This is a genomic window from uncultured Roseovarius sp., assembly GCF_947259555.1.
GTDB lineage: Bacteria > Pseudomonadota > Alphaproteobacteria > Rhodobacterales > Rhodobacteraceae > Roseovarius.
This window is the reverse complement of record NZ_CAMYMD010000063.1, coordinates 15,916-42,696: the sequence shown is the minus strand read 5'-3', so window position 1 is coordinate 42,696 and position 26,781 is coordinate 15,916. Positions and strand designations below refer to the sequence as shown.

Below are 26,781 nucleotides of genomic sequence, written 5' to 3'. Positions count from 1 at the left end.
CGCGCGGCTGACCGAGGCGCACGCGCGCGTGCCCGAGGCCGAGGCCCGCGCCGAAGAGGCGCGCGCGCAACTCGAAGAGGCGCGCATCAACTACAACGCCGCGCAGAACCTCGTTGAGAACGGCTTTGCCTCGCAAACCCGTGTGGCGTCTACCCGCGCGGCTGTCAGCTCTGCGCAGGCTGCGGTGCAATCGGCCACGTCGGGACTTGAGGCGGCGAAGGCCGGAATCGAATCCGCGCGCGCCGCCGTCGCCGCTGCCGAGAACGAGATAGAGCGTCTGACTATTTCTGCCCCGTTTTCCGGCGTGCTGGAGACCGACACCGCCGAACTCGGCAGCCTGCTGCAACCCGGCGCTCTGTGTGCAACGGTGCTGCAACTCGATCCGATCACGCTTGTGGGTTTCGTCTCGGAGTTGCAGGTGGAGCGCGTCCAAATGGGCGCACCCGCACAGGCGCGTATGGCATCGGGGCGCAGTGTCGAAGGCCAGGTCACCTTTATCTCGCGGGCCGCCGACGACACCACACGCACCTTCCGCGTGGAGATCAAGGTGCCGAACCCCGAGTTGGGCCTGCGCGACGGCGAAACCGCCGAGATCACCATCGGCGCCGAGGGCAAGAACGCACATCTCTTGCCGCAATCCGCACTGACCCTCAATGATGACGGCACATTGGGCCTGCGTATCGTGGACGCCGAGGACAAGGCGAAATTCGTGCCGGTCACCCTGTTGCGCGACACACCGTCCGGCGTCTGGCTGACCGGCTTGCCCGACGAGGCGGATGTGATCATTATCGGTCAGGAATTCGTGACCGATGGCGTATCGGTCGAACCTGTCTATCAGGAGTTGAGCCAATGACCGGCATCGTCGATTGGGCCGCAGCCCGCGCGCGGATGGTCCTGGCCTTTATCGTGCTCTCGATCCTTGCCGGCACCCTGTCCTACATCGGCCTGCCCAAGGAGGGCGAGCCCGATATCGAGGTGCCCGCTCTGTTCATTTCGGTCCCGTTTCCCGGCATCTCCGCCGAAGACAGCGAGAAATTGCTGGTCAAGCCGATGGAGACCGAACTGAGTGATCTGGACGGGCTCAAGAAAATGACGGGAACCGCCGCCGAGAATTATGGCGGCGTGGCGCTCGAATTCGAATTTGGCTGGAACAAGACAAAAACCCTGGCCGATGTGCGCGACGCAATGGACACCGCCGAGGGCGAATTTCCTGAAGGTGCCGAAAACTACACCCTCAACGAGGTAAATTTCAGCGAATTTCCGATCATCATCGTAAACCTATCCGGGCCCGTGCCCGAGCGCACCATGTCGCGACTGGCCAACGATTTGCAGGACACGCTCGAAGGGCTCGAACCCGTGCTTGAGGCCGGCATTGCGGGCAACCGCGACGAGATGGTCGAGGTGGTGATCGACCCGCTTCGGCTAGAGGCGTACAACGTCACCGCGCTTGAGCTGATCAACGTGGTGCAAAACAACAATCAGCTGATCGCGGCGGGCGAGGTCGACACCTCGCAGGGCACATTCGCGGTCAAGATCCCGTCGTCCTTTGAGGAAACCCGCGACATCTACGCCCTGCCGATCAAGACCAATGGCGACCGGATCGTGACGCTCGGCGATCTGGCGAGGATCAATCTCACCTTCGAGGACCGGCTCGGCACCGCGCGGTTCAACGGCGAGGCCACGGTCGCGCTTCAGGTGGTCAAGCGCAAGGGCTTCAACATCATCGACACCGCCGATCTGGTGCGCGAGGTCGTGACCGAGGCCGAGGCCGGCTGGCCCGAGGAATTGCAGGTCGCGGTCAATGTCGGCACCTCGAACGACCAGTCGCGCACCGTGGCCTCGATGGTCAGCCAGCTTGAAGGCTCGGTTCTCACCGCTATCGCGCTGGTTATGATCGTCACGCTTGCCGCGCTCGGCATTCGCCCATCGCTGCTGGTGGGCTTTGCGATCCCGACCTCGTTCCTTCTGTGTTTCGCGCTTCTGGCTGTGATGGGTGTGGCGGTGTCGAATATCGTGATGTTCGGGCTCATTCTCGCCGTGGGCATGCTGGTTGACGGGGCCATTGTCGTGGTCGAGTACGCCGACAAGCGCATCGCCGAGGGCGAAGGCCCGATGCATGCCTATGTAGGCGCCGCCAAACGGATGTTCTGGCCCGTCGTCAGCTCTACCGCCACCACGCTCTGCGCCTTTTTGCCGATGCTGTTCTGGCCGGGCATACCCGGCGAATTCATGGGCATGCTGCCGGTTACGCTGATTTTCGTGCTGTCGGCCTCGCTCTTGGTGGCGCTGGTCTACCTGCCGGTTCTGGGCGGCGTGACCGGGCGGCTGGAGCGCTGGTTCAACGACCGGATGGACCAGATCGCGGGCGGGTTCTGGCTCTGGCATCTTCTGCTTTTTCCACTGGCGCTCGGCGCCGTCTATCTCGCCGGTCAGGCGGCACCGCTGCTCTTTGATGAGGTCACCGCACAATTCGCCGGCATGGACGAGGCCGACATCCTCGGCTCGGTCGTGCCCGTGCTGGCGACGGTGTTCGGCCTGCTTCTGGGGGTGGTTGCGCTGATCGGGGCCGGCGTCGCCAGCGTGGTGATGACGCTGCTCGGCCTGCTGGCGATCCCGCGCCGGTTTGGCAATCTGTTGCGCGCCATCTCGCGGGCGGTTTTGCCTGCGCGGCGCGAAAAGGTGCGTGGCGGCTATCGCCGCTCCGCCTTTGGCTGGCTCATCCACGCGATCACCGGCAATCCGGTGATGCCGCTTGTGGCGTTTGGCGCGATTTTCGTTTTCGTCGGCTCGGTGCTGATGTTCTACATGAGCAACAACAATGGCACCGAGTTCTTTGTCGAAAGCGAGCCGGAACAGGCCATCGTCTATGTGCGCGGCCGTGGCAACCTGTCGATTGACCAGAAGGACCGGTTGGTCAAAAACGTCGAGGACATCGTTCGCGCGCATCCCGGCGTCGAGACGGCCTTTGCCTTTGCGGGGGATGGCGGGCTCGACAACAATACCGGCGGAGCACAGCCGCCACGCGACACCATCGGCCAGGTTCAGCTGGAGACAATCCCCTGGGACGACCGCCCACAGGCCAAGGAAACATGGTTCACGATCCCCGTCCTGGATTTTGCGGTCAGGCGCGACGTAGTCGCCCCGGCCTATGACGGCGACACGGTGATCGCGGATCTGACGGCACAGCTGGAGCAGTTGCCCGGCATCAAGATCGAGATCATCGCGCAGGCGCGCGGCCCGGCCTCGGCCAAGCCGGTCCATCTGCGCATCAAGGGCGACGACTGGGAGGCGCTGCAAGCGTTCACCGCGAAGGCGCGGGCGCGCTTTGACGAGACCCGGGGCCTGCGCCAGATCGAGGACACGTTGCCCCTGCCCGGCATTGATTGGCAGATCGACGTCGATGTCGAGAAGGCGGGCCGGTTTGGTGCGGATGTGGCGACCGTGGGGGCGATGGTGCAATTGGTGACGCGCGGCATCCTGCTCGATACCATGCGTGTGGACAGCAGCGACGAGGAAATCGAGATCCGCGTGCGGCTGCCCGAAGAAGACCGGGTGCTCTCGACCCTCGACAGCCTCAAGGTGCGTACGGAAAACGGGCTGGTCCCGCTCAGCAATTTCATCACCCGCGCACCGGTCAAGCAACTGGCGCAGATCGACCGTATAGACCAGACCCGGTTTTTCGACGTCAAGGCGGCGGTAGAGGATGGGCTCACGCGCACGGTCGCTCAGCAGGATGGCACTGAGACGACCGTGCCGATCACCGCCAATGAGCGGATCGAGCGCATCAGCGAATGGCTCGAAAGCGGTGTCGTGCCAGCGGGCATCTCCTATGAATGGACCGGCGACGCGGAAGATCAGGAGGAATCGGGCGCGTTCCTGCAAAAGGCCTTTGCCGGCGCGCTCGGTCTCATGTTCATCATCTTGCTGGCGCAGTTCAACAGCGTCTACAACGCGGTCCTGGTGCTGCTTGCCGTGGTGCTCTCGACCACCGGCGTGCTGATCGGGATGCTGGTGATGAACCAGCCGTTTTCCATCATCATGACCGGCACCGGCATCGTGGCGCTGGCGGGGATCGTGGTGAACAACAATATCGTCCTGATCGACACCTATCAGGATTATGCCCGCTACATGCCGCGTATTGACGCGATCACCCGCACCGCGCAGGACCGGATCCGGCCCGTGCTCTTGACGACCATCACCACGATGGCGGGCTTGGCCCCGATGATGTTCGGCCTGAGCCTGGATTTCGTCAATGGCGGCTATGCATTCGACAGCCCGACCGCTCTTTGGTGGAAACAGCTTGCGACGGCGGTGGTGTTCGGCCTGGGTATTGCCACTGTTCTGACGCTGGTCTTTACGCCTGCGATGCTGGCGCTGAGGGTCTGGGCGGGCACCTATGTGATATGGGCGGCAAGGCTGATGGCCCGGCTCTCGCTGGGACGCTCAAGCCGGGCCGCGCGCGATTGGGCGCTGGCCCGCGCCGCGCGCCGGATGCAGCATGTCGAAATCGTCTGGCCGGACGAGAGCGCGCCATCCGCAGGCTATGTCGAGGAAACAGAGACAGTCCCCCCCCGTCTGGATGACCTCAAGCGCATGCTGGAAGCGCGCCGCGACGGGCCGCCCTTGCGTGCGGCCGAGTGATTCGCATTGCGGATCGGCAATATTGAGCCCCGCACACCGTATTGCGCCCAAAAACACGGCATGACGGACCTCGGCATGGAAACAAAGGAAATCCATTCGATTGTTTCGTTTCCAGATTGGCCATTCATGGTTGTCAAACTTGAAATATGTCGAAAATCGGGCATAAGGTAGGCCGTGAGTTGAGTTAGGCATGAGCTTCGGGAGATTTAGCGATGTGGAATTGGTTTTGGAGTGGTGGTTGGAGCGGTGGGTCTTCGTCGGATGGAGATACGACATCAGCATCATCCGTTCCCGAAATGGACGCAGCGAGCGGGACCTTGGCAATCGCCGTTGTACTGGCCGCTCTTGCCCTTGCATGGGAAATCAAACGCCGTCGCGCGCGCTCCTGATCCGGCTGGATCAGATCAGCGCCCAATCTCCCCTCCAAAGGGCGACGGCTGCGATCACCGCATTGGCGACAGCATGGGCGGCAATGGCATCAGCCAGCCGCCCATTTCGCATGTAGAGCAGTGAAAATACAAGACCCGCGAGCCCGGCCTCGATCCAACGCCCATGAATGACGGCGAAGAGGCCCGCGGAGACGACCACAGCCGCGACCCGGCTCAGAGGCGTGCCCTGATCCAGCCGCGCCTGCACATATCCCCGAAAGAGCATTTCCTCGATAACCGGCACCAGAGCGACGGTGCCCAGGATACGCAGGACGGCCCAAATCACAAAGCTGCCGCCCCCGAGCGCCAGAAGCGCCTCTGAGGGAGGCGCGGACGCAGGCGCGCTCAGAACCCACAGCACACCGACAGCCGCCCCGGCCAGCACGGACATGGCCGAGGGCCATGCCAGATAGCGCAGGACGGCCGCCCGCGCCCACCAGAGCGCGGCCGCCATCATTGCGACCTGCAACGGGTAGCCAAGCGCGGGATCTGCCCAGAACGTCTGCACGATCATCCCCGAAAGCGCGAAAACGATGAAGGGGACAATGCGCCCGGCTACATCGTCCCCGGCCAGAGGTGGCGGGCTATGATCCCGGCGCGTTGCGGTGTCCTGCACCGCGTAGCCGCTGAGGTTGACCAATGCCAGAACCCCGATCGACAAGGCCGTGAACATCAACCACCCGGCAAAACTGTGAAATCCGTTCACCGCCAGATCCGGGGAAACATGCACGCCAATCAGGATAAGCGCAGTGATCCGCAGCGCGTTGAACACCCAGCTCGTCAAGAGAGCCAGCGGCCAGATCACCAGCCAGAACCGCCTGAGCCGCAACTCGTCGCGAAACAGCACGGCATAAAGCGCGAGAAATGCAGTGATCAGAACCAGCCCCTCGATGCCCGAGCAGCTATCGGCCACCATCACGCGGAACTCCGGCGTGCCGATCACATAGGTCGACGGGTCGACCACGACATCGCCCTCGAAGAGACGCAGCAGCAGGAACACCGCGATAAAGGTCACGTCTGTCACGGCCTGCACCGTCCATAAGGGGCCAGCCAGGACAACGAGCCCCGGCAGCGCCGCCGCAAAGCCTGAGATTGCGGCGAGCGATGCGCCACGGCCCCGCAGCCACCGGCCCCAAGCCTCTGCGCGCATCAGCCAGAGCACCCCGCCCGCAGCCGCAAGCGCGGCCCCCAACCCAATGCCCGGAAAAATCGAGCGAAACAGCTCATTGAACCGGTCGGGCGCGATCAGAATCAGCGGGGCGAGCATCACCAGCACCCCTGCCGCATGCAGCATGGCCCATTGCGGCGCCCCCGGCGCGCGGGCTGTCGCGCCCGCAAATTCCGCCCGCGCCGCAGGGCGCGCCCAGAGGTAGACGCCCAGAAGTGACGTGGCGCAGACCAGCCACAAGACGAGCCAACGCAAGCCCCGGCAGGCCGCCTCTATGCCCGTAGCGCGACATTCAAGATCGCTGAGCACCTGATAGCCAAGCACCAACGCCCCCATCTCGGCGGTAAAGATCGCACCGAGCCACAGCGCGCGACGGGGCAAGGTTTGCGTGTCAGCTATCTCGTTCATGGCCGTTTGCTAGCGAACGTGCACGGTTGCATTATGGCAGGCCGAGGGCAATTTGGCGAAACCCGTCAGAGGCCGAGCTTGTCGCGCATGAACGCGAGCGCCACCGACAGCCCGTCGGGAGCTATTCCGTGCCCGGTGCCCTTCATCACATGGGCATAGACATCCTGCCAACCTGCGCCTTGCAAGGCCTCGGCCGCCTCGGGCAGCGACGCGACCGGCACCACGTCATCCGCGTCGCCATGCACCAGAAGGACCGGCGGACGGCTCTGTGTTTCGTCCGCCAGCAGGTCGGGCGACAGCAGGCGCCCGGAAAACGCCACGACGCCCGCCACCTCATCTTCGCGGCGCGGCGCCACGTGCAGCGCCATCATCGTGCCTTGCGAAAAGCCGAAGAGCACCACCTGCTCGGGCAAGAGATCTTCATCCACCATCAGGGCGTCCAGAAAGGCGTTGAGGTCTTGCGACGCGGCCATAAGGCCGCGCTCGGCCTCTTCTTCGCTGGAATTGTCGATCCAGGGAATCGGGAACCATTGCAGCCCCATCGGCATGCCAGGAATGGTCTCGGGCGCGTCGGGCGCCACAAAGAGCGTATCGGGCAGATGTTCGGCCAGCGGATCGGCCAAGCCCAGCAAATCCGCGCCATTTGCCCCGTACCCGTGCAGGAACACCACGGCCGAGCGTGTCTCGCCCGATTGCGGCTCCTTGCGGCCTGCCTTCAATACCCGTGTCATCTGATCCCTTCCCTGTCCTTGGCCACCCGGTAATAGGCCCACAAGAGCCGGGCCGCAACCGACCGCCACGGCGACCACGCCTCGGCCATCTGCCGCAAAGCGCGCTCCTTGGGCCGGTCCTCAAGCTCGTAGAGCAGCCGCGTCGCCTCTTGCAAGGCGAGATCGCCCGGAGCAAAGACATCCGCGCGGCCAAGGCTGAACATCGCATAGATTTCAGCCGTCCAGACACCGATACCGGACACTTGCGTGAGGGTCTCGACAACCTCGGCGTCCGGCGCCGACCGGAGCGCGGCATAGTCGATATCGGCCTCGGCCAAGGCGCGCGCATAGCGTGCCTTCTGACGGCTCAGACCAACGGCGCGCAATTCTTCGTCACTGACCCTCAGAACCGCCTCGGGCCGGGTAAAGCCCGCCGTCTCAAGCCGGCCCCAGATTGCGTTGGCCGAGGCCACGCTGACCTGTTGGCTGACGATCGCACTCAGCAGGCGGGAAAACCCGTCGGGATTGCGGCGCAGCGGCAACGGCCCGGTCAGCCTGTACGCCGCGCGCATCCTTGGACAGATTTCCGCGAGATGCGCCGCGCCCTCGGCGACATCGCTTTCCTCTTCGATGATCCGTCCCGTCATAAGCTACGCACCCATTCCATCGCCTCTGAGACCGTCGTCACCCGCATCGCATCCGGTTGGGGCGGCCGCTCGATCATGGCAACCGGCAGGCCAAGCCCGCGTGCCGCGTCGAGCTTGGCCTCCGACGCCCGCCCACCGGCATTCTTGACCACCAGCCAGTCGATATTCAATCGTTTGAAAAGCGCGTATTCGGCGTCTGCCGAAAACGGCGGCCGACCGACCAGAAATTCGCCGTTGTCGAGCGGAAATGGCGCATCGGGCGGATCAATCACCCGACAGATCAGCCGTCGCCCCCGGAGGTTGGAAAACCCCATGAGCCCCTGCCGCCCGGTTGCAAGAAAGACGGTCGCGCCCGTGGGGATATGCGCCGCCGCCTCTTCTGCACGCGCGATCATCGTCCACCGGTCCGATGGCCCCGGGCGCCAGCCGGGGCGCAGGATCTGGCAATAGGGCACCCCCTGCGCCACGCTCAGGCGGGCCGCACGGTCTGACATGCGCGCGGCAAAAGGATGGGTGGCATCGAGAACCGCCGTGATGCCCGCCTCATCCAGAAACCGGGCAAATCCCGTATCCCCGCCAAACCCGCCCACCCGGCTTGGGACGCGCATGGGGCGCGGGCTTTGGGTAGCGCCGGCGAGTGACGCGATGGCGGCGTGTCCCGCATCGGCCAGCCGTTCGGCGATCTGTTGCGCCTCGTGCGTGCCTGCGAGCAACAAGAGCGTCATTCCGCCCCCGCTCGCGCCAGAACGGTGCCCGCGCGGTCGATCACGACAGTGTCCACAACCACGCTGTCCGGCAGCATGTCCAGGACCTTGAGACGGGCCTCTCTGGCCACCCAGTCGGCCATGGTATTTCCTGCAAATTCATGCGCTTGCAATGCAGTGTTCATGTATTTCAGGTCGGGCAGCGCCAGCACCTCAGCGAGGGCATCGAAATCTACCTGACTGCGCCCCGAGTGCAGATCGCGCGCGCCCTGAGCCAGCTTGACCATCTTGCCGATGCCGCCGCCTATGGTGATATGCGGCAGCGGATGCTTGGCAAGGTACTTGAGCAACCCGCCCGCAAAATCGCCCATATCCAGCATTGCGTGATCGGGCAAGCCGTAGAGCCGCTGCACCACGTGTTCGCTCGTGGCGCCGGTGCATCCGGCCACATGCGGCAGGTGCGCCTCTCGGGCCACGTCGATGCCCCGGTGAATGGAGGCGATCCACGCCGCGCAGGAAAACGGACGCACGATGCCGGTGGTGCCAAGGATCGACAGACCGCCCTTGATGCCAAGCCGCGAATTCCATGTTTTCTGGGCAAGCGCCGCGCCGCCCGGCACCGACAGGGTGATCTCGATATCGGGGTGTTCCGACAGGCGCTCGGCCATGTCGCGCACGGTCAGTTCCATCATCTGACGCGGAACGGGATTTATCGCAGGTTCGCCCGGAGGAATTGGCAGGCCCGGCATGGTGACGCGCCCCACCCCGTCGCCCGCGCGAAAAGTGACCCCCGAACCAGCCCGCGCAACCCGTGCCACGATCATTGCACCGTGGGTCACGTCCGGATCATCGCCGGCATCCTTGATCACGCCCGCCTCGGCCCAGCCATCGCCGCTTGCGTGATGCGCGATATCAAATTCCGGTTCCTCACCGCGCGGCAGGCGTATCCGCACGCGGGCCACTTGCCCCTCGCCCCACAAAAGGCTGAGCGCCGCGCGCGTCGCTGCGGTGGCGCAGGCGCCCGTGGTCCAGCCACGGCGCAGGGGAGTGTCGGGTTTGCGTGCCATGTCAGCCCCTGACTATAGGCCCGCATACCCAAGAGGCCAATTGCCTATTCCGCCAATGCTGCGCACGCGCCCCGCCACTCGGCACGGGGCGCGCAATGGCGCGGTCACTCCGCCGCGACTGTCGCCGCCTCGACCTTGACCGCCGAGAACTTGAACTCGGGGATCTTGCCATAGGGATCAATCGCCGGATTGGTCAGGATGTTCGCTGCCGCCTCGACATAGGCGAAGGGCAGGAACACCATGTCAGGCGACACCGCCCGGTCAGCCCGCGCCATGATGCTGATCGAGCCACGTTTCGTCGTCAGGCGCACCATGCCCCCCGGCTCAACCCCAAGCTTGCGCAGGGTTGCGGGGTGCATCGAGCAGTTGGCCTCTGGCTCGACCGCGTCGAGTACGCTCGCGCGGCGGGTCATGGAGCCGGTATGCCAATGCTCCAACTGCCGCCCCGTCGTCAGGATCATGGGGTAATTCGCATCCGGCACGTCGTCAGGCGGGATGATCGAGGCGGGCGTGAACTTGGCCCGGCCTTCGGGACGCGGGAAACCGTCGCCAAAGACCACCGCCTCGCCCGGCCCGTCGGGCGTCTTGCACGGGTAGGTCACGGCGTTCTCACGCTCCAGCCGGTCCCACGAGATATTGTCGAGCGACCGCATGTTGACCTTCATCTCGGCAAACACGTCCGCCGGGCTGTCATAGCGCCATTGCAGCCCCATCCGATTGGCCAGCTGCATCGTGATTTCCCAATCCTCGCGCGCCTCGCCCGGAGGGCTGACCGCGCGCCGCCCGATCTGCACCTGACGGTTGGTATTGGTGACGGTGCCGGATTTCTCGTAAAAGGCCGAGGCAGGCAGGATCACATCGGCATAGTTCGCTGTCTCGGTGATGAAGATGTCCTGCACCACCAGATGTTCCAGCTTGGCAAGCGCGTCGCGGGCGTGCTCCACATCCGGGTCGGACATGGCCGGGTTTTCGCCGAGGATATACATGCCCTTGATCTTGTCCTCGTGCACCGCATCCATGATCTCGGTCACGGTGAGGCCCTTCTGGTTCGAGAAATCGTCGGACTTCCAGACCTCGGTGAAAGCATTGCGCACGCCGTCATCTGTCACGGTCTGATAATCCGGCAGGAACATCGGCACGAGACCCGCATCCGACGCTCCTTGCACGTTGTTCTGGCCGCGCAGCGGATGCAGCCCGGTGCCGGGGCGGCCGACATGGCCGCACATCAGCGCCAGAGAGATCAGGCAGCGCGAATTGTCGGTGCCGTGGATATGCTGGGAAATCCCCATGCCCCAGAAGATCATGCCCGATTTCGCCGTGGCGAACTCGCGCGCCACGGCGCGCAGTGTCTCGGCGGGAATGCCGCAGATCGCCTCCATCTTCTCGGGCGGGAACTGCGCCAGATGCTCTTTTTCGGCCTCCCAGTTTTCGGTGAAGGCCTCGATATATTGCTGGTCGTAGAGCCCTTCCTCGACGATCACATGGCAGATCGCGTTGAGCATCGAGACATCCGCGCCGGGCTTGAACTGCAACATGTGGGTCGCAAACCGGCGCATGCCCACGCCGCGCGGGTCCATCACGATGAGCTTGCCGCCGCGCTTGGTGAACTGCTTGAAATAGGTCGCGGCGACAGGGTGATTCTCGATCGGGTTGGCGCCGATGATGATCGCCACATCGGCATTCTCGATCTCGTTGAAGGTGGCCGTCACAGCCCCCGAGCCGACATTCTCGATCAGCGCCGCCACGGAGGAGGCATGGCAGAGCCGCGTGCAGTGATCCACGTTGTTATGGCCAAAGCCCTGACGGATGAATTTCTGAAAGAGATACGCCTCTTCATTGGTGCATTTGGCGCTGCCAAAGCCCGCGACGGTCGCGCCGCCATGGGCGTCCTTGAGCCGCTTCAACTCGCCCGCTGTCAGGTCGAGCGCCTCGTCCCACTCTGCCTCGCGGAAGAATTCGTGCCAGTTGCCGGGATCGACATTGAGGCCCTTCTCGGGCGCATCCTCGCGGCGGATGAGCGGCTTGGTCAGGCGGTGCGGATGGTGGATATAGTCGTAGCCAAAGCGCCCCTTGACGCAAAGCCGGCCTTCGTTGGCGGGGCCGTTGATCCCCTCGACATACTTGACCTTGCCCTCCTTGACCTTGAGCGACACCTGACAGCCGACACCGCAGAACGGGCAGATGCTCTGGACCTCTTCGTCATAATCGGCGCTGTCGCCCTGCTGCGCGTCGTCCATCACCGAGGCGGGCATCAGCGCGCCGGTGGGGCACGCCTGCACGCATTCGCCGCAGGCCACGCAGGTGCTCTCGCCCATCGGGTCGTCGAAATCAAACACCGGGTAGGCATCGTGGCCCCGCCCGGCCATGCCGATCACGTCATTGACCTGAACCTCGCGGCAGGCGCGGACGCACAGGTTGCACTGAATGCAGGCATCGAGATTGACGCGCATCGCGACGTGGCTGTCATCGAGCAGCGGAACACGGTCGCTATCGAGCTTGGGAAACCGGCTATGGGTCACGCCATTGGCATCGGCCATGTCCCACAGGTGGCTGGAGGCGTCGTGCGAGGTGTCACGCTCGGGCTGATCGGCCAGAAGCATCTCGACCACCATCTTGCGCGCGCTTTCCGCGCGGTTCGAATTGGTGGTGACGACCATGCCGTCTTTCGCCTCGCGGATGCAGGAGGCCACAAGCGTGCGCTCGCCTTCGACCTCGACCATGCAGGCACGGCAATTGCCATCGGGGCGATACCCGGGGCTCGGCTTGTGACACAGATGCGGGATCACCAATCCGCGTCCATGCGCCACTTCCCAGATCGTCTGACCGGCCTCGGCCTCGACCTCTTTGCCATCAAGCGTAAGTTTTACCACGTTGGACATGCGTCGCCTCCCTGCTTGCGCCGTTAGACCATGCAGCAGGCTTTGGGGTAAGGTCAATCCCGACACCTCACCAATACTTTGCGCCAAGATGCTGAGTGCCGCACTCTGCTGACACGACCTTCGAGCTCCGGGATCTGCGATTATTTTCCCCCTCCACCTTTAACCCGCTGACGCGCGGCGCTAACGTCGCGCGGGAAATGCGGGAGGCAAGACTTTGGCGGAACTCATTCTGGTGCGACACGGGCAAGCCAACAGCCATGCCACCGACGAGGCGGGGTATGACCGGCTGTCGCCTCTGGGCGTGCAGCAGGCGGAATGGCTGGGCGCGCATCTGCGCGGCACCAATCCGCATTTCGACCATGTGATCACCGGCACGCTGCATCGTCAGACCGGCACCGCGCGGGCCATGGGATACGCGATCACCGAACAGGATGCGCGGCTTGACGAGCTGAGCTATTTCGCGCTTGCGCAGGCCATCGAGGCGCAGCACGGCATCCCCGCGCCTTCGGACGCCACCGAATTCGCCCGCTACCTGCCGCAGGTGATCGAGCATTGGGCGCGCGGCGACCTTGTGGATGTGCCCGAGACGTTCGAGCATTTCACCACCCGGATCACCGGATTGATCGACGATATCTGCCATCATCCCGGGCGTATTCTGATCGTCACCTCGGGGGGTGTGATCGGCATGGTGATGCGGCACACGCTCGGGCTGGATATTCCCGGCATGTCCAAGGTCATGCTGCAGGTGATGAACAGCTCATTACACCGGCTGGAACATGTCCACGACATGCTGATGCTGGGCACGTTCAACGCCACGCCGCATCTCGACACACCCGATCGGGCGCATGCCCGTACCTTCATCTGAACAACAGGAAACGCGCCATGAAACTCTATTACGCCAAGGGCACCATCGCCATTGCCACCGCCATCGCATTGCACGAGGCAGGGCTTGATTTCGACCCCGTTCGCCTTGATTTCCGCGCCGGAGAGCAGACCGGGCCGGAGTATCAGGCGATCAACCCCAAGGGTCGCGTACCCGCGCTTGTTACCGATCAGGGCATCCTGACCGAAACCGGCGCGATCCTTGATTACATCGCCGATATCGCGCCCGCCGCCGGGCTGCGCCCTTCGGACCCCTATGAGGCCGCGAAGATGCGCGAGGCGATGTGCTATCTCGCCTCGACCATGCATGTGAACCACGCCCACAAGATGCGCAGCCACAGGTGGGCCGATCAGCAAAGCTCGTTTGATGACATGAAGGCGAAGTCGGTGCAGACCATGACCGAAAGCGCAACCCATGTCGAAAACCACATGCTGCAAGGGCCGTATGTGCTGGGCGAGACATTTTCGCTGGCCGATCCCTATCTCTTTGTCGCCTGCAACTGGCTGGAGGGGGACGGTGTGACCGTGGCGGATTACCCCAAGATCACTGCCTTCATCGAGGCGATGCGCGGCCGCGCATCGGTGGCGCAGGTCATCGCCGACAACATGATCTGAGGGCACCCGCATGACACATCTCTGGGTCCGGGCCGAACAGCGGCCCAACGAGGAACGCGTGGGGCTGACGCCTGCGGGGGCCGCGCAGCTGATCGCCAAAGGCATCCGCGTGACGGTGGAGGACAGCCACAACCGCGCCATCCCGATTGACGGCTATGCTGCGGCGGGCTGCGAGATCGCGGCGGAGAATTCCTGGCCCTCTGCCCCGTCGGGTGCGATCGTCTTTGGCCTCAAGGAACTGCCCGAGGACGACACGGCCCTGCCGCATCGCCACATCATGTTCGGTCATGCCTTCAAGGGGCAGCATGCGGGCAAGCGCCTGCTCGCGCGGTTCAAGGAGGGCGGTGGGACGCTCTATGATCTGGAATATCTGGTGGACGAGGATGGCCGCCGCGTCGCCGCCTTCGGCTATTGGGCGGGCTATGCGGGGGCGGCGGTGTCGCTGATGACATGGGCGGCGCAACAGGGCGGCGGCACCTGCCCGCCGGTCGAGACCTATCCGGGGCGCGATGCGCTGCTGACAATGCTCGGCACGCAGCTTGATACTGCGGGCAAGGACCGCCCCACGGCCATCGTCATTGGCGCGCTTGGCCGTGTCGGCACCGGGGCGGCGGATCTGTGCGAGGCCATGGGCGTGACCGTCACCCGTTGGGACATGGCCGAGACTGCGGGTGGCGGGCCGTTCCCCGAAATCCTCGGTCACGACATTTTCCTCAACTGCATCTTCGCACGCCCCGGCACGCCGGTGTTCGTGCCGAAATCCGCGCTCGATCAGCCCCGCCGCCTGACCGTGATCGGCGACGTGGCCTGCGACCCCGACAGCGATTACAACCCGGTGCCGGTCTACGACACGGCCACCTCATGGGCCTCGCCTGCGGTGCGCGTCCATGATGCGCCGCCGCTCGACGTGATGGCCATCGACAACCTGCCCTCGCTCCTGCCGGTGGAATCCTCAAAGGATTACGCAGGGCAATTACTGCCATCCCTGCTGACGCTCGACGCGCTCGATCACGGGGTCTGGGCGCGGGCCGAGGATACTTACAAGAAACATATGAAGGAGGTCTGAGACATGACAATCCATTGGTGCGGCACCGGCCTGTCGGCCATTCCCGGTCTGCGGCGGCTGATCGAGGCGGGCCATGACGTGGCCGTCTGGAACCGCTCGACCGACAAGGCAGAGGCGGCCGTGGGCGACCTGACCGACCGGATCAACGCCTTTGACAAGGACGCGCTCGCCGAGGCGCTACAGCCCGGCGATGTCGTCGTCTCGATGCTGCCCGGTGACTGGCATGTGCCGCTGGCGGAGCTGTGCCTGTCCAAGGATGCACATTTCGTGTCGTCCTCCTACATCGCGCCCGAGATGCGGGCGCTTGATGAGGCCGCACGCGACAAGGGGCTAAGCTTCGTCAACGAGATCGGCCTTGACCCCGGCATCGACCACCTGATGGCGCATCACCTGGTGGCCGAGTATCGCGCGTCGGAGGCGTGCGATGCGGGCAATGACCTGTCGTTCACCTCCTATTGCGGCGGCGTACCGAAAGTGCCTAATCCGTTCCGCTACAAATTCAGCTGGTCGCCCCTTGGCGTGCTCAAGGCGCTGCGCTCGCCGTCACGCTCGATCCGGGATTTCTCGGAACTCAATGTGGCGCGGCCCTGGGATGCGCTCTCAAGCTACGACGCGCCGCTGCCAAGCCCTGAGACCTTCGAGGTCTACCCCAACCGTGATTCGATCCCCTTCATCGCCGATTACCGGTTCGATCCCGACTGGCGGATCAAGGATTTCGTGCGCGGCACACTGCGGCTGGGTGGCTGGTCGGAGGCGTGGAAGGACATCTTCGCCGAGATCGAGACGCTGGAGGGTGACGCGGGTGACGCGCGTCTCAAGGAGATGTCGGATCAGTTCTGGCAAGAGCATGCGTATGACGAGGGTGAAGCGGACCGTGTTGTCCTTTGCGTCGATCTCAAGGCAGAACAGGCCGGGGAACCGGTCTGGCACAAGACCTATGTGATGGACGCCTGGGGCGACGCGCGCGGCACGGCGATGGCGCGGCTGGTGTCGATTCCGGTGTCGCTCGCCGTCGAATCGGTGCTGAACCGCGAGATTCCGGCAGGTGTCACCCCGGCCCCGCATGACCCTAAGCTGCTTGCGCGGTATCTGGGAGAGGTGGACCGGCTTGCGCAGCATTTGCACGTGGTCGATCACCTCGCCTGACACGCCAGGCCCCGTGTCCGACAAGGCGGGTATTTGAACCAAGAAGAAACGCGCCACAGTTTCTTCTTGGCAAAAAAACCCCCAATCCCGCCGTTTTGGCCTGTCAGAACGGCACGTCATCCGTGCCGCTGATAAAGCGTGCGACGACCTTTTTGACACCTGCCTTTTCAAACTCGATCTCGAGCTTGTCGCCCTCGATGCCCAGAATGGCACCGTAGCCGAATTTCTGGTGAAAGACGCGCTCGCCCACAATATGGGCGCTCACCGCCTGCGCGTCGATCACCGGTGATCTGGATTCGCGCGGCTGGCTCATCGGTCGCTCGCCGCTGCGCGATTGCAGGCGCCGCCAGCCGGGAGAATTGTAGACATTGGCCTCGGCGGCGCGGGTCTCAATCCCGCCTGCAGCCGCGCCGTAATTGCCGCCGTAGAGGCCCGGCGGGGTCAGCACCTCGACATGCGCCTCGGGCAGCTCGTCGATGAAGCGCGAGGGCAGTTGCGATTGCCACTGGCCATAGACACGGCGGTTGCCGGCGAAGGAGATGGTGCAGACCTCTTCGGCGCGGGTGATGCCGACATAGGCGAGGCGCCGTTCCTCCTCCAGCCCGCGCGTGCCCGACTCATCCATCGAGCGTTGCGAGGGAAATAGCCCGTCCTCCCATCCCGGCAGGAATATGGCGGGAAACTCCAGCCCCTTGGCGGCGTGAAGGGTCATCAGGGTGACCTTTTCTTCAGACTCCTCGCTTTCGTTGTCCATGATCAGGCTGACATGTTCGAGAAAGCCCTGCAGGTTTTCGAAGCCTTCCAGCGCCTTGACGAGTTCCTTGAGGTTTTCGAGGCGGCCCGGGGCCTCGGGCGTCTTGTCGTTCTGCCACATGGTGGTGTAGCCGCTCTCATCGAGGATGATCTCGGCCAGCTCCATATGGGTGAGATCGTTGTCGCCGGTCATCCGGCCCCAGCGGGCGAGGCCCACGACAAGGTCGCGCAGGGCCGCCGCGCCCTTGCCCTTGATCGCGCCCTGCTCGACCGCCAGCGCCGCACCATCGACCAGCGAGACGCCATTGTCGCGGGCGATGCGCTGGATGGTCTGCTGCGCCTTGTCGCCGAGGCCGCGCTTGGGGGTGTTGACGATCCGCTCGAAGGCCAGATCATCAGAAGGCGAGGTGACGAGGCGGAAATAGGCCATCGCGTCGCGGATCTCCATCCGCTCGTAAAAGCGCGGGCCGCCGATGACGCGGTAGGGCAGGCCGATGGTGAGGAACCGGTCCTCGAAGGCGCGCATCTGGTGCGAGGCGCGCACGAGGATGGCTATTTCTTCATGACTGTATTTGCGAAATGCTGGATCAAGTGGCTCATTTCGATTTTTCCTTTCCGATAGGTCCCACATTAGTCTTCGCGTCTTGTACTCGACTAGCGGGCTATTCTGCGACCTGAAGCGCTCGTAAAGTTGGTCTGTTGTACGGACTTCGCCAAGTACACCTTTTTTTGAGAGTCGTTCGAACTCTTGCAGAATTGTTTTTGAACGTGGGTTTGTTCGATGGATCGCCTCTTGTGCGCTACCGTCAATTAGTGACTCAATCTTTTCCGCAACACACCGTGCTTCCTCATCGCCATCCCAATAACCAATTAGTCTAACTTTGTAGCCATCCTCTTCGTTCTGCGTCCACAGTTCCTTGCCCAGCCGGTCGCGGTTGCCCGCGATGACACCTGACGCGGCGGCGAGGATATGCGGGGTGGAGCGGTAATTCTGTTCCAGCCGGATCACGGCGGCGCCGGGAAAATCCTTTTCAAACCGCAGGATATTGCCCACCTCAGCGCCGCGCCAGCCATAGATCGACTGATCGTCATCGCCGACGCAGCAGATGTTGCGATGTCCGCCCGCGAGCAGGCGCAGCCAGAGATATTGTGCGACGTTGGTGTCCTGATATTCGTCCACGAGGATGTATTTGAACCAGCGCTGATATTGCGCCAGCACGTCATCGTGTTTCTGAAAGATCGTCACCACATGCAGCAGCAGGTCGCCGAAATCGACGGCGTTCAATTCCCTGAGCCGGGTCTGATACTGGCGGTAGAGCGCGGGGCCCTTGCCGTCATAGGCACTGGCCTCGGCGGCGGGCAGGTTGTCGGGCGTCCAGGCGCGGTTCTTCCACTGGTCGATGATCCCGGCGAGCATCCGGGCGGGCCAGCGTTTGTCGTCTATGGCCGCGGCCTGCACCAATTGTTTGAGCAGGCGCAGCTGGTCATCGGTGTCGAGGATGGTGAAATTCGATTTGAGATCAACAAGTTCGGCGTGACGGCGCAGCAGCTTGACGCAGATCGAGTGAAAGGTGCCGAGCCACGGCATGCCCTCGACCCGCTCGCCCATCAGGCGGCCGACGCGCTCCTTCATCTCGCGGGCGGCCTTGTTGGTGAAGGTCACGGCGAGGATCTCATTGGGGTGCGCGCGACCGGTATTGAGCAGATGCACGATGCGTGTCGTGAGCGCCTTGGTCTTGCCGGTGCCCGCCCCTGCCAGCATCAGCACCGGGCCGTCGAGCGTTTCGGCGGCGCGGCGTTGCTCGGGGTTCAGGTCATCGAGATAGGGCGCGGGCCGCGCGGCCATGGCGCGGGCGGCGAGGCTGGCGCCTTCGAAGGCGTCGGATTCGTCGAATGTGCTCATGCGGGCGACAATAGCGCGGGGCGTGTCGGAGATAAAGAGATGTTCGGGGATTGTTCCGCGCGCGGAGGCCCACTGGACAAGCCCCTGAAAACCCGTGCAAATGCGGGCCATGGACCTGCATGCACAATACCCCGCCCTGAGTGACCTGCGCGCCCGTGCGCGCGCCCGAATTCCGCGTTTCGTGTGGGAGTATCTCGACAGCGGCACTGGGGTGGAGGCCACCAAGGCGCGCAACCGGGCGATGCTGGATCAGGTGCGGCTGAGCCCGTCGATCCTGCATGGCGAGATCACGCCGGACCTCGGCACGCGCCTGCTGGGTGAGGACTATGCCCTGCCGGTCGGGATCGCGCCGGTGGGGATGTCGGGGCTGATCTGGCCCGATGCGGAGCGGCATCTGGCGCGGGCGGCGACGGCGAAGGGGGTGCCCTATACGCTGTCGACCGTGGCGGCGCAGACGCCCGAGGATGTGGGGCCACATCTGGAGGGGCGCGGCTGGTTTCAGATGTATCCGCCGCGCGACCCTGAGATACGCCGCGACATGCTGGCGCGCGCGCGCAACGCCGGGTTCGGGGTGCTGGTGTTGACGGTGGATGTGCCGGTGGGGTCGCGGCGTGAACGGCAGGTGCGGTCGGGCCTGACGCAACCGCCGCGCCTGACGCCCCGATTGATGGCGCAGGTGGCGCGCTGCCCGGCCTGGGCGAGCGGCATGGCACGGCTGGGCATGCCGCGCATGCGGCTGATCGACGAGTATGCCGGGCAGACCAAGGGGCTGCCGTCGAACAAGCATGCGGGGTATCTGCTGCGCACCTCGCCTGACCGGGACTATCTGCGCTGGCTGCGCGACGCCTGGGACGGACCGCTTGTGGTCAAGGGCGTGCTGCGCGGCGAGGACGCGGCGGCGCTGGAGCAAGAGGGGGTCGATGCGATCTGGGTGTCGAACCACGCGGGACGACAGTTTGACGCCGCCCCCGCCACGATCGAGGCGCTGCCGGAGGTGCGCGCGGCGACCACGCTGCCGGTGATCATGGATGGCGGCATCGAGGGGGGGCTCGATATCCTGCGGGCCGTGGCGCTCGGGGCGGATTTCGTGATGATGGGGCGGGCGTGGCATATGGCGCTTGGGGCGCTCGGGGCCCGGGGCCCGGCGCATCTGGCCGATATCCTGCGCGAAGACCTGAAGGCGAATATGGGGCAGCTGGGGTTGCACCGGGTGTCGGAGGCCCCGAGCCGGTTGATCAAGTCACGCTGAGCGCATGTTTTTCTGATTTAATTCAAAGTCCTATGAAAAATGTATTACAATGTATATACAAAGTATATGCATTCTGACATGATGCCGATCGACATGGAGAGCAACGGATGCCAGACGACCGACGCAAGAAGCAGGATCGCAAGGACAGCCAGCTGATCATCCGCATCAACAAGGCGGATCGCGATGCCTTTGTCGATCTATGCGAGACGCTCGATACGAGTGCGGCGCGCGAGATCCGGCGGTTCATCCGAGACTTTACCCTGTCGCATCAAGGTGCCCCCGACGAGAGCGGTGCGGCACAGGACATCACCGAAAAGGAGCCGAAGTCATGGCCAAAAAAGCGAAAATCAAAGACCTCAAAAAAGAAGTGAAACTGCGCGAAACCAAGGTTGAGCGCCAGAAATCCAAGCTGAAATCGGCGCGCAAGGCGCTCAAGAAAGCGGCCTGAACCAGCGGTGCCGTGACGGTTGGCCCGGATCGGGCCAGCCGCCCCCTCCCTCTTAGCAACAGGAATAGTACCCTTGTCCTCATTGACAGATATTCGCGGGATCGGGCCCGCCCTTGCCAAGGCACTCGCCACGCACGGCATCACCAGCCCCGAGCGGCTTGCCAAAGCCGAGCCATTGGCGCTGATGCAGGTGCGCGGCATCTCACCGGGCCGCGCGCAAGGGTTCATCGATGCCGCTGCGGCGCTTGGTGCACAGGGTGGTGCAGTGACGCCGGTCACCAAAGCCCCCGCAAAGACCGTGGACCCCGGGGCCAAGCCCGCCGAGACCGCAGACAAAAAGAAGGCCAAGAAGAAAGCCGAGAAGAAAGAGCCAGGTAAAAAGAAAGGCTCTGACAAGAAGGCTGCCGCGAAACAGGCCGAGAAGACAAAGAGCAAGACGGACGGCACGGCCAAGAAAAAATCCGGCAAGGCGGCCAAGGACAAGCCGAAGACAAAGAAGAAATCCGGCAAATCCAAGAAATGAGGCCGCGACCCACCCCCTGCCGGGTGGGGCCGCCCACCCTTTGGGACAGGAAATTCCCCCACCCGGCGAATCCGCGGAATGCCGGATTGCACAAACCTTTCACAAATCCTACAAGTTACCAGCGCTGCAACGCGGCATGGATTGCGCCGTTGCGGCTAACCAGATTAGCCGGGGGACAGGCATGGCCGACTTCAATAAAATTCTCATCGCCAATCGGGGCGAGATCGCCATTCGCATCATGCGCGCCGCCAATGAGATGGGCAAGCGCACGGTCGCCGTCTTTGCCGAGGAGGACAAGCTCGGGCTGCACAGGTTCAAGGCGGATGAGGCGTATCGCATCGGCGAGGGACTTGGCCCGGTTCAGGCCTATCTGTCGATAGACGAGATCATTCGCGTCGCCAAGCTGTCGGGCGCGGATGCGATCCACCCCGGCTACGGCCTGCTGTCCGAAAACCCCGAATTCGTCGATGCCTGCGACGCGGCGGGCATTACCTTTATCGGCCCCAAGGCCGAGACCATGCGCGCGCTTGGCGACAAGGCGAGCGCACGGCGCGTGGCTGTCGAGGCGGGCGTGCCGGTCATCCCCGCGACCGAAGTGCTGGGCGACGACATGACGGCGATCCGCAAGGACGCCGGCGAGATCGGATATCCGCTGATGCTCAAGGCGTCGTGGGGCGGTGGCGGGCGCGGCATGCGGCCCATCGAGAATGAGGACGAGCTGGAGGACAAGGTGCGCGAAGGCCGGCGCGAGGCCGAGGCCGCGTTTGGCAATGGCGAGGGTTATCTCGAAAAGATGATCCTGCGCGCCCGCCATGTCGAGGTGCAGATCCTCGGCGACAAGCACGGCAATTTGTACCACCTCTTTGAGCGCGACTGCTCGGTGCAGCGCCGCAACCAAAAGGTGGTCGAGCGTGCCCCGGCCCCGTATCTGTCGGAAACGCAGCGCGAGGAAATCTGCCAGCTTGGCTACAAGATCTGCAAACATGTGAATTACGAGTGCGCCGGCACGGTCGAATTCCTGATGGATATGGACAGCGGCAAGTTCTACTTCATCGAGGTCAATCCGCGCGTCCAGGTCGAGCACACCGTGACCGAAGAGGTCACCGGCATCGACATCGTGCAGGCGCAGATCAAGATCGCCGAGGGCAAGAGCCTGGTGGAGGCCACCGGCAAGGCCACGCAATACGATATCACGCTCAATGGTCACGCGCTCCAGACCCGGATCACCACCGAGGACCCGCTCAATAATTTCATCCCCGATTATGGCCGCATCACCGCCTATCGCTCGGCCACCGGCATGGGTATTCGTCTCGATGGCGGCACCGCCTATGCGGGGGGCGTGATCACGCGCTATTATGACAGCCTGCTCACCAAGGTCACCGCGTGGGCCCCGACGCCCGAACAGGCGATTGCCCGGATGGACCGCGCGCTGCGCGAGTTCCGCATTCGCGGCGTGAGCACCAACATCGCCTTTGTCGAGAACCTGCTCAAGCATCCGACGTTCCTCGATAACACCTACACGACCAAGTTCATCGACACGACGCCGGAGCTGTTCAAATTCGAGAAGCGCCGGGACCGGGGCACGCGGGTCCTGAACTATATCGCCGATATTACCGTGAACGGGCATCCCGAGGTTGAGGGGCGCACCGCTCCGTCTGCCGACCTCAAGCTGCCGCGTGCGCCCCGACCGATCAACGCGGACATCAAGGACGGTGCCAAGCAGATCCTCGATCGGGACGGCGCGCAGGCCGTGGCCGACTGGATGGCGGCGCAAAAGCCGCTGCTGATCACCGACACCACCATGCGCGACAGCCATCAATCGCTGTTGGCGACGCGGATGCGGTCGATCGACATGATCGGCATTGCCCCCAATTACGCGCATGACCTGCCCGGCCTCTTCTCGATGGAATGCTGGGGCGGCGCGACCTTTGACGTGGCCTACCGGTTTCTCGATGAATGCCCGTGGCAGCGGCTGCGCGACATTCGTGCGGCAATGCCCAACCTGCTGACGCAAATGCTGCTGCGTGGCTCGAACGGGGTGGGCTATACCAATTACCCCGACAACGTGGTCTCGGCGTTTGTCAAACAGGCGGCTGAGAGCGGGGTCGATCTGTTCCGCGTCTTCGATCCGCTGAACTGGGCCGAGAACATGCGCGTCTCGATGGATGCGGTGCTCGAGTCCGGCAAGATCCTCGAGGCGGCGATCTGCTATACCGGCGACATCCTCGATCCGGCGCGCTCGAAATACGATCTGAAATACTATCTCGACATGGCCAAGGAACTGAAGGCGGCGGGCACGCATATCCTGTGCATCAAGGATATGGGCGGTCTGATGAAGCCGGCCACCGCGAGCGTATTGTTCAAGGCGCTGAAGGAAGAGGTCGGCCTGCCCATCCATTTCCACACCCACGACACGGCCGGTATCGCGGGGGCCTCGATCCTTGCCGCCTCCGAGGCCGGGGTCGATGCGGTCGATTGCGCGATGGACGCGCTCTCGGGCAACACCTCGCAGGCGACGCTTGGCACCATCGTCGAGGCGCTGCGCCATACGCCGCGCGACACCGGGCTTGATATCGGGGCGATCCGGCAGATCTCGAACTATTGGGAATCGGTACGCAACCACTACGGTGCCTTCGAGAGCGGCATGCAGTCGCCCACCTCGGAAGTCTATCTGCACGAGATGCCCGGCGGTCAGTTCACCAACCTCAAGGCGCAGGCGCGCTCGATGGGGATGGAGGACCGCTGGCATGACATCGCGCGCACCTATGCCGATGTGAACCAGATGTTCGGCGACGTGATCAAGGTGACGCCGATTGCCAAGACCGTCGGCGATCTGGCCCTGATGATGGTCAGTCAGGGGCTGACCTGCGAGGATGTGCTGAACCCCGAGACCGAGGTCAGCTTTCCCGAGAGCGTGGTGACGTTGATGAAAGGCTATGTCGGGCAGGCGCCCGGCGGGTTTCCCAAGCCGATCGTCAAGAAGGTCCTCAAGGGAGAAAAACCGATCACCGTGCGCCCCGGCACGCTGTTGCCGCCCGAGGATCTGGATGCGCGCGGCGCCGAGCTGGTCGAGCGGTTCGGCAAGGGCATCGACAACGAGGACCTGATGGGCAGCCTGATGTACCCAAAGGTGTTCGCCGATTACATGGAGCGGCACGCGGTCCATGGCCCGGTGCGCACCCTGCCGACGCGCACTTTCTTTTACGGGATGGACACCGGCGAGGAGATCACTGCCGAGATCGACCCCGGCAAGACGCTGGAAATCCGGTTGGTCGCTGTCAGCGAGACGCAGGAGGACGGCGAGGCGCGGGTGTTTTTCGAGTTGAACGGTCAGCCGCGCACCGTCCGGGTGGCCGACCGCCGGATCAAGGACAAGGTCGCGGCCCGTCCCAAGGCCGAATTGGGCAATGCCAACCACATCGGCGCGCCGATGCCCGGCGCCGTGGCCACGGTCGCGGTCAAACCCGGGCAGAAGATCAAGACCGGCGATCTGCTATTGACCATCGAAGCGATGAAAATGGAAACCGGACTGCATGCCGAGCGCGACGCCACGGTCAAGGCCGTACACGTCCAGCCCGGCAGTCAGATCGACGCCAAGGATCTGCTGGTGGAATTGGAATGACCCCTTTGCCCCCCGCGGGCCGGCCCCGGGGGGCGTGCCGCCCGAAGAGATCCTCTGGCCGGGCCAGAGGATGACGGATGCGTAAAGGTCACCATAAGGGCTTTTGCATCGGCTTGAATTCGGCCATGCTGCATAACAGGTGTCCCCTGTCGCAGGCAACCCCATGCAGAAAGTAATCGTCCTCACCGACATCCACATCGTCCCCGAGGGCGAGACGATCATCGGGATCGACCCCTGCGCACGGTTCATGCAGGGCATGGCCCATGCGCTCGACAATCACCCTGATGCGGAACGGGTCGTGCTGTGTGGCGATCTGACCCATAATGCGGCGCCGCAAGAATATGCCCGCCTGCGCGCCGCTCTCGATACCTGCCCCCTGCCCGTCTCGCTGATGCTTGGCAATCACGACCGCCGCGCGCCGTTTCTTGCCGCCTTTCCCGAGGCCGAAAGGATGGAGACGGGCCATATCCAGCATCATACAGATATCGGCGTTTATCGCCTGATCTGTCTCGATACGCTGAATGAGGAGACTGCGGACACCCATTCCGGTCGGCTCTGTGACGCAAGGCTCGATTGGCTGGAGGACAGACTTGCAGAGGCGGGCGACCGACGGGTCATTGTCTTCACCCATCATCCGCCCATTGAGACCGGCTTCAAGGGGATGGACTGGATCGGGCTGAAGAATCGCGCCGAGCTGACCGCGCGGCTCAAGCGCGCGGGCAACGTGGTGCAGATCGTCTCGGGCCATATCCACCGCAGCATCCAAGGCGCGGCTCTTGGCATTCCCGTCTGCATTCTCAAGAGCCCCTGCCACCAGATGCCGATGGCGCTCGGGTTCCAGGACCCGAACCTGTCGATTGACGAGCCCGGTGCCTATGGCCTCTTGCTGCTGACTGATGAAGGTGTGGTCGTGCACAGCGAGGATTTCACCCTGCCCCCCACCGGGGCGCAAACCTACACCTGAGAAAAGGTCCCCTACATGTCGCTTACCGTCACTCCGCTCTATGCGGGCCTTCTGGGCCTGTTGTTCGTGATCCTCAGCATTCGCGTTATCACCACACGCTTCACCGCCCGGGTGACGCTTGGCGATGGCGACGACAAGATGCTTGGCAAGCGCATCCGCGTCCACGGCAACTTTGCCGAATATGCGCCGATGGCGCTGATCCTGCTGACGCTTGCGGAATTGCAGGGCGCACCGCTCTGGGTGGTGCACCTGCTGGGGCTCATGCTGCTCGCGGGGCGGGTGATACACGCCATCGGACTGGGGCGCACGCCGCAGATCATGCTGTTGCGCCGCGCGGGCATGATCCTCACCTTCGCCATGATCGCCATCTCGGCGCTGGCCTGCATTGGCCACGCGCTGGCCTGAACCGGAAGGGGCGATCATGCTCGGTCCGGTCTGCCAGACGCGGCGGCACCGCGGCTGAGCGCGCGGCAGGCTTCCCCGCGTGGAAAAAATCGGCCATGATGCTATCAGGTACTGAGGTCCGGCGCGCGGGGGGCCGCCCGCCGGACGAGGGAGGACCAAGACATGTGCCAACTCTTTGCCGGGCAGGACCCGGACCGTTACACGCTGGAAACCCGCCGGATGCGCCTGAATGGCCAGAGCACGAGCATCCGGCTGGAGAAATCATTCTGGGGCATTCTGGATGAAATCGCCGAGAGCGAGGGGCTGAGCACGCCCGGTTTCGTCTCGAAACTGCATGCCGAGGTGCTGGAGTTGCATGGCGAGCCGGCCAACTTCACCTCGCTGTTGCGCTGCACCTGTCTTGTGCACCGCGAGACCCCGCTGGAGGCGGAGGAACGTCAGATCGCGGCGGAGTGACAAAGGCGGCGGCATCGGCTTTCGCTGGGAGGACGGGATGCCGATGCGGAATTGAGGGGAGGGCAGAAATGGTCTGGAGCTGCCGTTGACGTGAGCC

The 26,781-nt window shown here is 63.8% G+C and carries 21 protein-coding genes; 14 read left to right on the top strand and 7 right to left on the bottom strand.

Annotated features, from left to right (window positions below):
• The 3 genes from Q0X85_RS10670 to Q0X85_RS19815 form a co-directional block, all read left to right on the top strand.
• Window positions 1-853, top strand: an 853-nt coding sequence (locus tag Q0X85_RS10670) for an efflux RND transporter periplasmic adaptor subunit (protein ID WP_297771917.1), incomplete at its 5' end; no start/stop codon positions are given.
• A complete protein-coding gene (locus Q0X85_RS10665; RefSeq protein ID WP_297771915.1) occupies window positions 850-4,641 on the top strand; it encodes an efflux RND transporter permease subunit in 3,792 nt (1,263 codons plus the stop codon). The genes Q0X85_RS10670 and Q0X85_RS10665, both read left to right, overlap by 4 nt.
• A 212-nt stretch (window positions 4,642-4,853) precedes the next feature.
• The gene (locus Q0X85_RS19815) at window positions 4,854-5,030 is read left to right on the top strand and encodes a VPEID-CTERM sorting domain-containing protein (RefSeq protein ID WP_366129803.1); all 177 of its coding nucleotides are present in this window, start codon (window positions 4,854-4,856) and stop codon (window positions 5,028-5,030) included.
• A gap of 10 nt (window positions 5,031-5,040) precedes the next feature.
• On the opposite strand, the gene xrtE is transcribed toward Q0X85_RS19815, so the two are convergent.
• The 6 genes from xrtE to fdhF form a co-directional block, all read right to left on the bottom strand.
• On the bottom strand, window positions 5,041-6,645 hold the full coding sequence (gene xrtE, locus Q0X85_RS10655) for an exosortase E/protease, VPEID-CTERM system (RefSeq protein WP_297771911.1): 1,605 nt from the start codon (window positions 6,643-6,645) through the stop codon (window positions 5,041-5,043).
• Between the two features lie 65 nt (window positions 6,646-6,710).
• A complete protein-coding gene (locus Q0X85_RS10650) occupies window positions 6,711-7,376 on the bottom strand; it encodes an alpha/beta fold hydrolase (RefSeq protein WP_297771909.1) in 666 nt (221 codons plus the stop codon).
• Window positions 7,373-8,002, bottom strand: a complete 630-nt coding sequence (locus tag Q0X85_RS10645) for a DNA-3-methyladenine glycosylase (RefSeq protein WP_297771907.1) — start codon at window positions 8,000-8,002, stop codon at window positions 7,373-7,375. The genes Q0X85_RS10650 and Q0X85_RS10645 overlap by 4 nt, the downstream gene beginning before the upstream one ends.
• Window positions 7,999-8,727: a cobalt-precorrin-6A reductase gene (locus Q0X85_RS10640; protein WP_297771905.1), complete on the bottom strand. Its 729-nt coding sequence runs from the start codon at window positions 8,725-8,727 to the stop codon at window positions 7,999-8,001. Before Q0X85_RS10640 ends, Q0X85_RS10645 begins: the two co-directional genes overlap by 4 nt.
• Complete coding sequence (locus Q0X85_RS10635) at window positions 8,724-9,773, bottom strand: cobalt-precorrin-5B (C(1))-methyltransferase (RefSeq protein WP_297771903.1); 1,050 nt, start codon at window positions 9,771-9,773, stop codon at window positions 8,724-8,726. The genes Q0X85_RS10640 and Q0X85_RS10635 overlap by 4 nt, the downstream gene beginning before the upstream one ends.
• Window positions 9,774-9,877: 104 nt before the next feature.
• Entirely contained in the window at window positions 9,878-12,652 is a 2,775-nt protein-coding gene (gene fdhF / locus Q0X85_RS10630; RefSeq protein WP_297771902.1) for a formate dehydrogenase subunit alpha, read from the bottom strand.
• 214 nt (window positions 12,653-12,866) lie between these two features.
• Between fdhF and Q0X85_RS10625 the strand changes: the two genes are divergently transcribed.
• The 4 genes from Q0X85_RS10625 to Q0X85_RS10610 are packed head-to-tail and all read left to right on the top strand — an operon-like array spanning window position 12,867 to window position 16,361.
• Window positions 12,867-13,517 (top strand): histidine phosphatase family protein, encoded by a 651-nt coding sequence (locus tag Q0X85_RS10625; protein WP_297771900.1) that lies wholly within the window; start codon window positions 12,867-12,869, stop codon window positions 13,515-13,517.
• 17 nt (window positions 13,518-13,534) lie between these two features.
• On the top strand, window positions 13,535-14,149 hold the full coding sequence (locus Q0X85_RS10620) for a glutathione S-transferase family protein (protein WP_297771898.1): 615 nt from the start codon (window positions 13,535-13,537) through the stop codon (window positions 14,147-14,149).
• A 10-nt stretch (window positions 14,150-14,159) separates the two neighbouring features.
• Window positions 14,160-15,215, top strand: coding sequence for a saccharopine dehydrogenase (locus tag Q0X85_RS10615; protein WP_297771896.1), 1,056 nt, complete (start codon window positions 14,160-14,162; stop codon window positions 15,213-15,215).
• Between the two features lie 3 nt (window positions 15,216-15,218).
• Complete coding sequence (locus Q0X85_RS10610) at window positions 15,219-16,361, top strand: saccharopine dehydrogenase family protein (protein WP_297771894.1); 1,143 nt, start codon at window positions 15,219-15,221, stop codon at window positions 16,359-16,361.
• A gap of 103 nt (window positions 16,362-16,464) precedes the next feature.
• Here Q0X85_RS10610 and Q0X85_RS10605 read toward each other — a convergent pair whose 3' ends face one another.
• Window positions 16,465-19,017: a UvrD-helicase domain-containing protein gene (locus tag Q0X85_RS10605; protein ID WP_297771892.1), complete on the bottom strand. Its 2,553-nt coding sequence runs from the start codon at window positions 19,015-19,017 to the stop codon at window positions 16,465-16,467.
• 100 nt (window positions 19,018-19,117) lie between these two features.
• Between Q0X85_RS10605 and Q0X85_RS10600 the strand changes: the two genes are divergently transcribed.
• The 7 genes from Q0X85_RS10600 (at window position 19,118) to Q0X85_RS10570 (ending at window position 26,684) form a co-directional block, all read left to right on the top strand.
• Complete coding sequence (locus Q0X85_RS10600) at window positions 19,118-20,266, top strand: alpha-hydroxy acid oxidase (RefSeq protein ID WP_297771891.1); 1,149 nt, start codon at window positions 19,118-19,120, stop codon at window positions 20,264-20,266.
• A gap of 107 nt (window positions 20,267-20,373) precedes the next feature.
• Window positions 20,374-20,637, top strand: coding sequence for a hypothetical protein (locus Q0X85_RS10595; protein WP_297771889.1), 264 nt, complete (start codon window positions 20,374-20,376; stop codon window positions 20,635-20,637).
• A gap of 150 nt (window positions 20,638-20,787) precedes the next feature.
• Window positions 20,788-21,237 (top strand): helix-hairpin-helix domain-containing protein, encoded by a 450-nt coding sequence (locus Q0X85_RS10590; protein ID WP_297771887.1) that lies wholly within the window; start codon window positions 20,788-20,790, stop codon window positions 21,235-21,237.
• 181 nt (window positions 21,238-21,418) lie between these two features.
• Window positions 21,419-24,859 (top strand): pyruvate carboxylase, encoded by a 3,441-nt coding sequence (pyc, locus tag Q0X85_RS10585; protein ID WP_297771885.1) that lies wholly within the window; start codon window positions 21,419-21,421, stop codon window positions 24,857-24,859.
• 163 nt (window positions 24,860-25,022) lie between these two features.
• A complete protein-coding gene (locus Q0X85_RS10580) occupies window positions 25,023-25,823 on the top strand; it encodes a phosphodiesterase (RefSeq protein ID WP_297771883.1) in 801 nt (266 codons plus the stop codon).
• Between the two features lie 15 nt (window positions 25,824-25,838).
• Window positions 25,839-26,228: an MAPEG family protein gene (locus Q0X85_RS10575; protein ID WP_297771881.1), complete on the top strand. Its 390-nt coding sequence runs from the start codon at window positions 25,839-25,841 to the stop codon at window positions 26,226-26,228.
• A gap of 162 nt (window positions 26,229-26,390) precedes the next feature.
• Window positions 26,391-26,684 carry a ribbon-helix-helix domain-containing protein gene (locus Q0X85_RS10570; RefSeq protein ID WP_297771879.1) on the top strand — a complete coding sequence of 98 codons (294 nt, stop codon included), beginning with the start codon at window positions 26,391-26,393 and terminating at the stop codon, window positions 26,682-26,684.
• Window positions 26,685-26,781 lie beyond the last annotated feature (97 nt).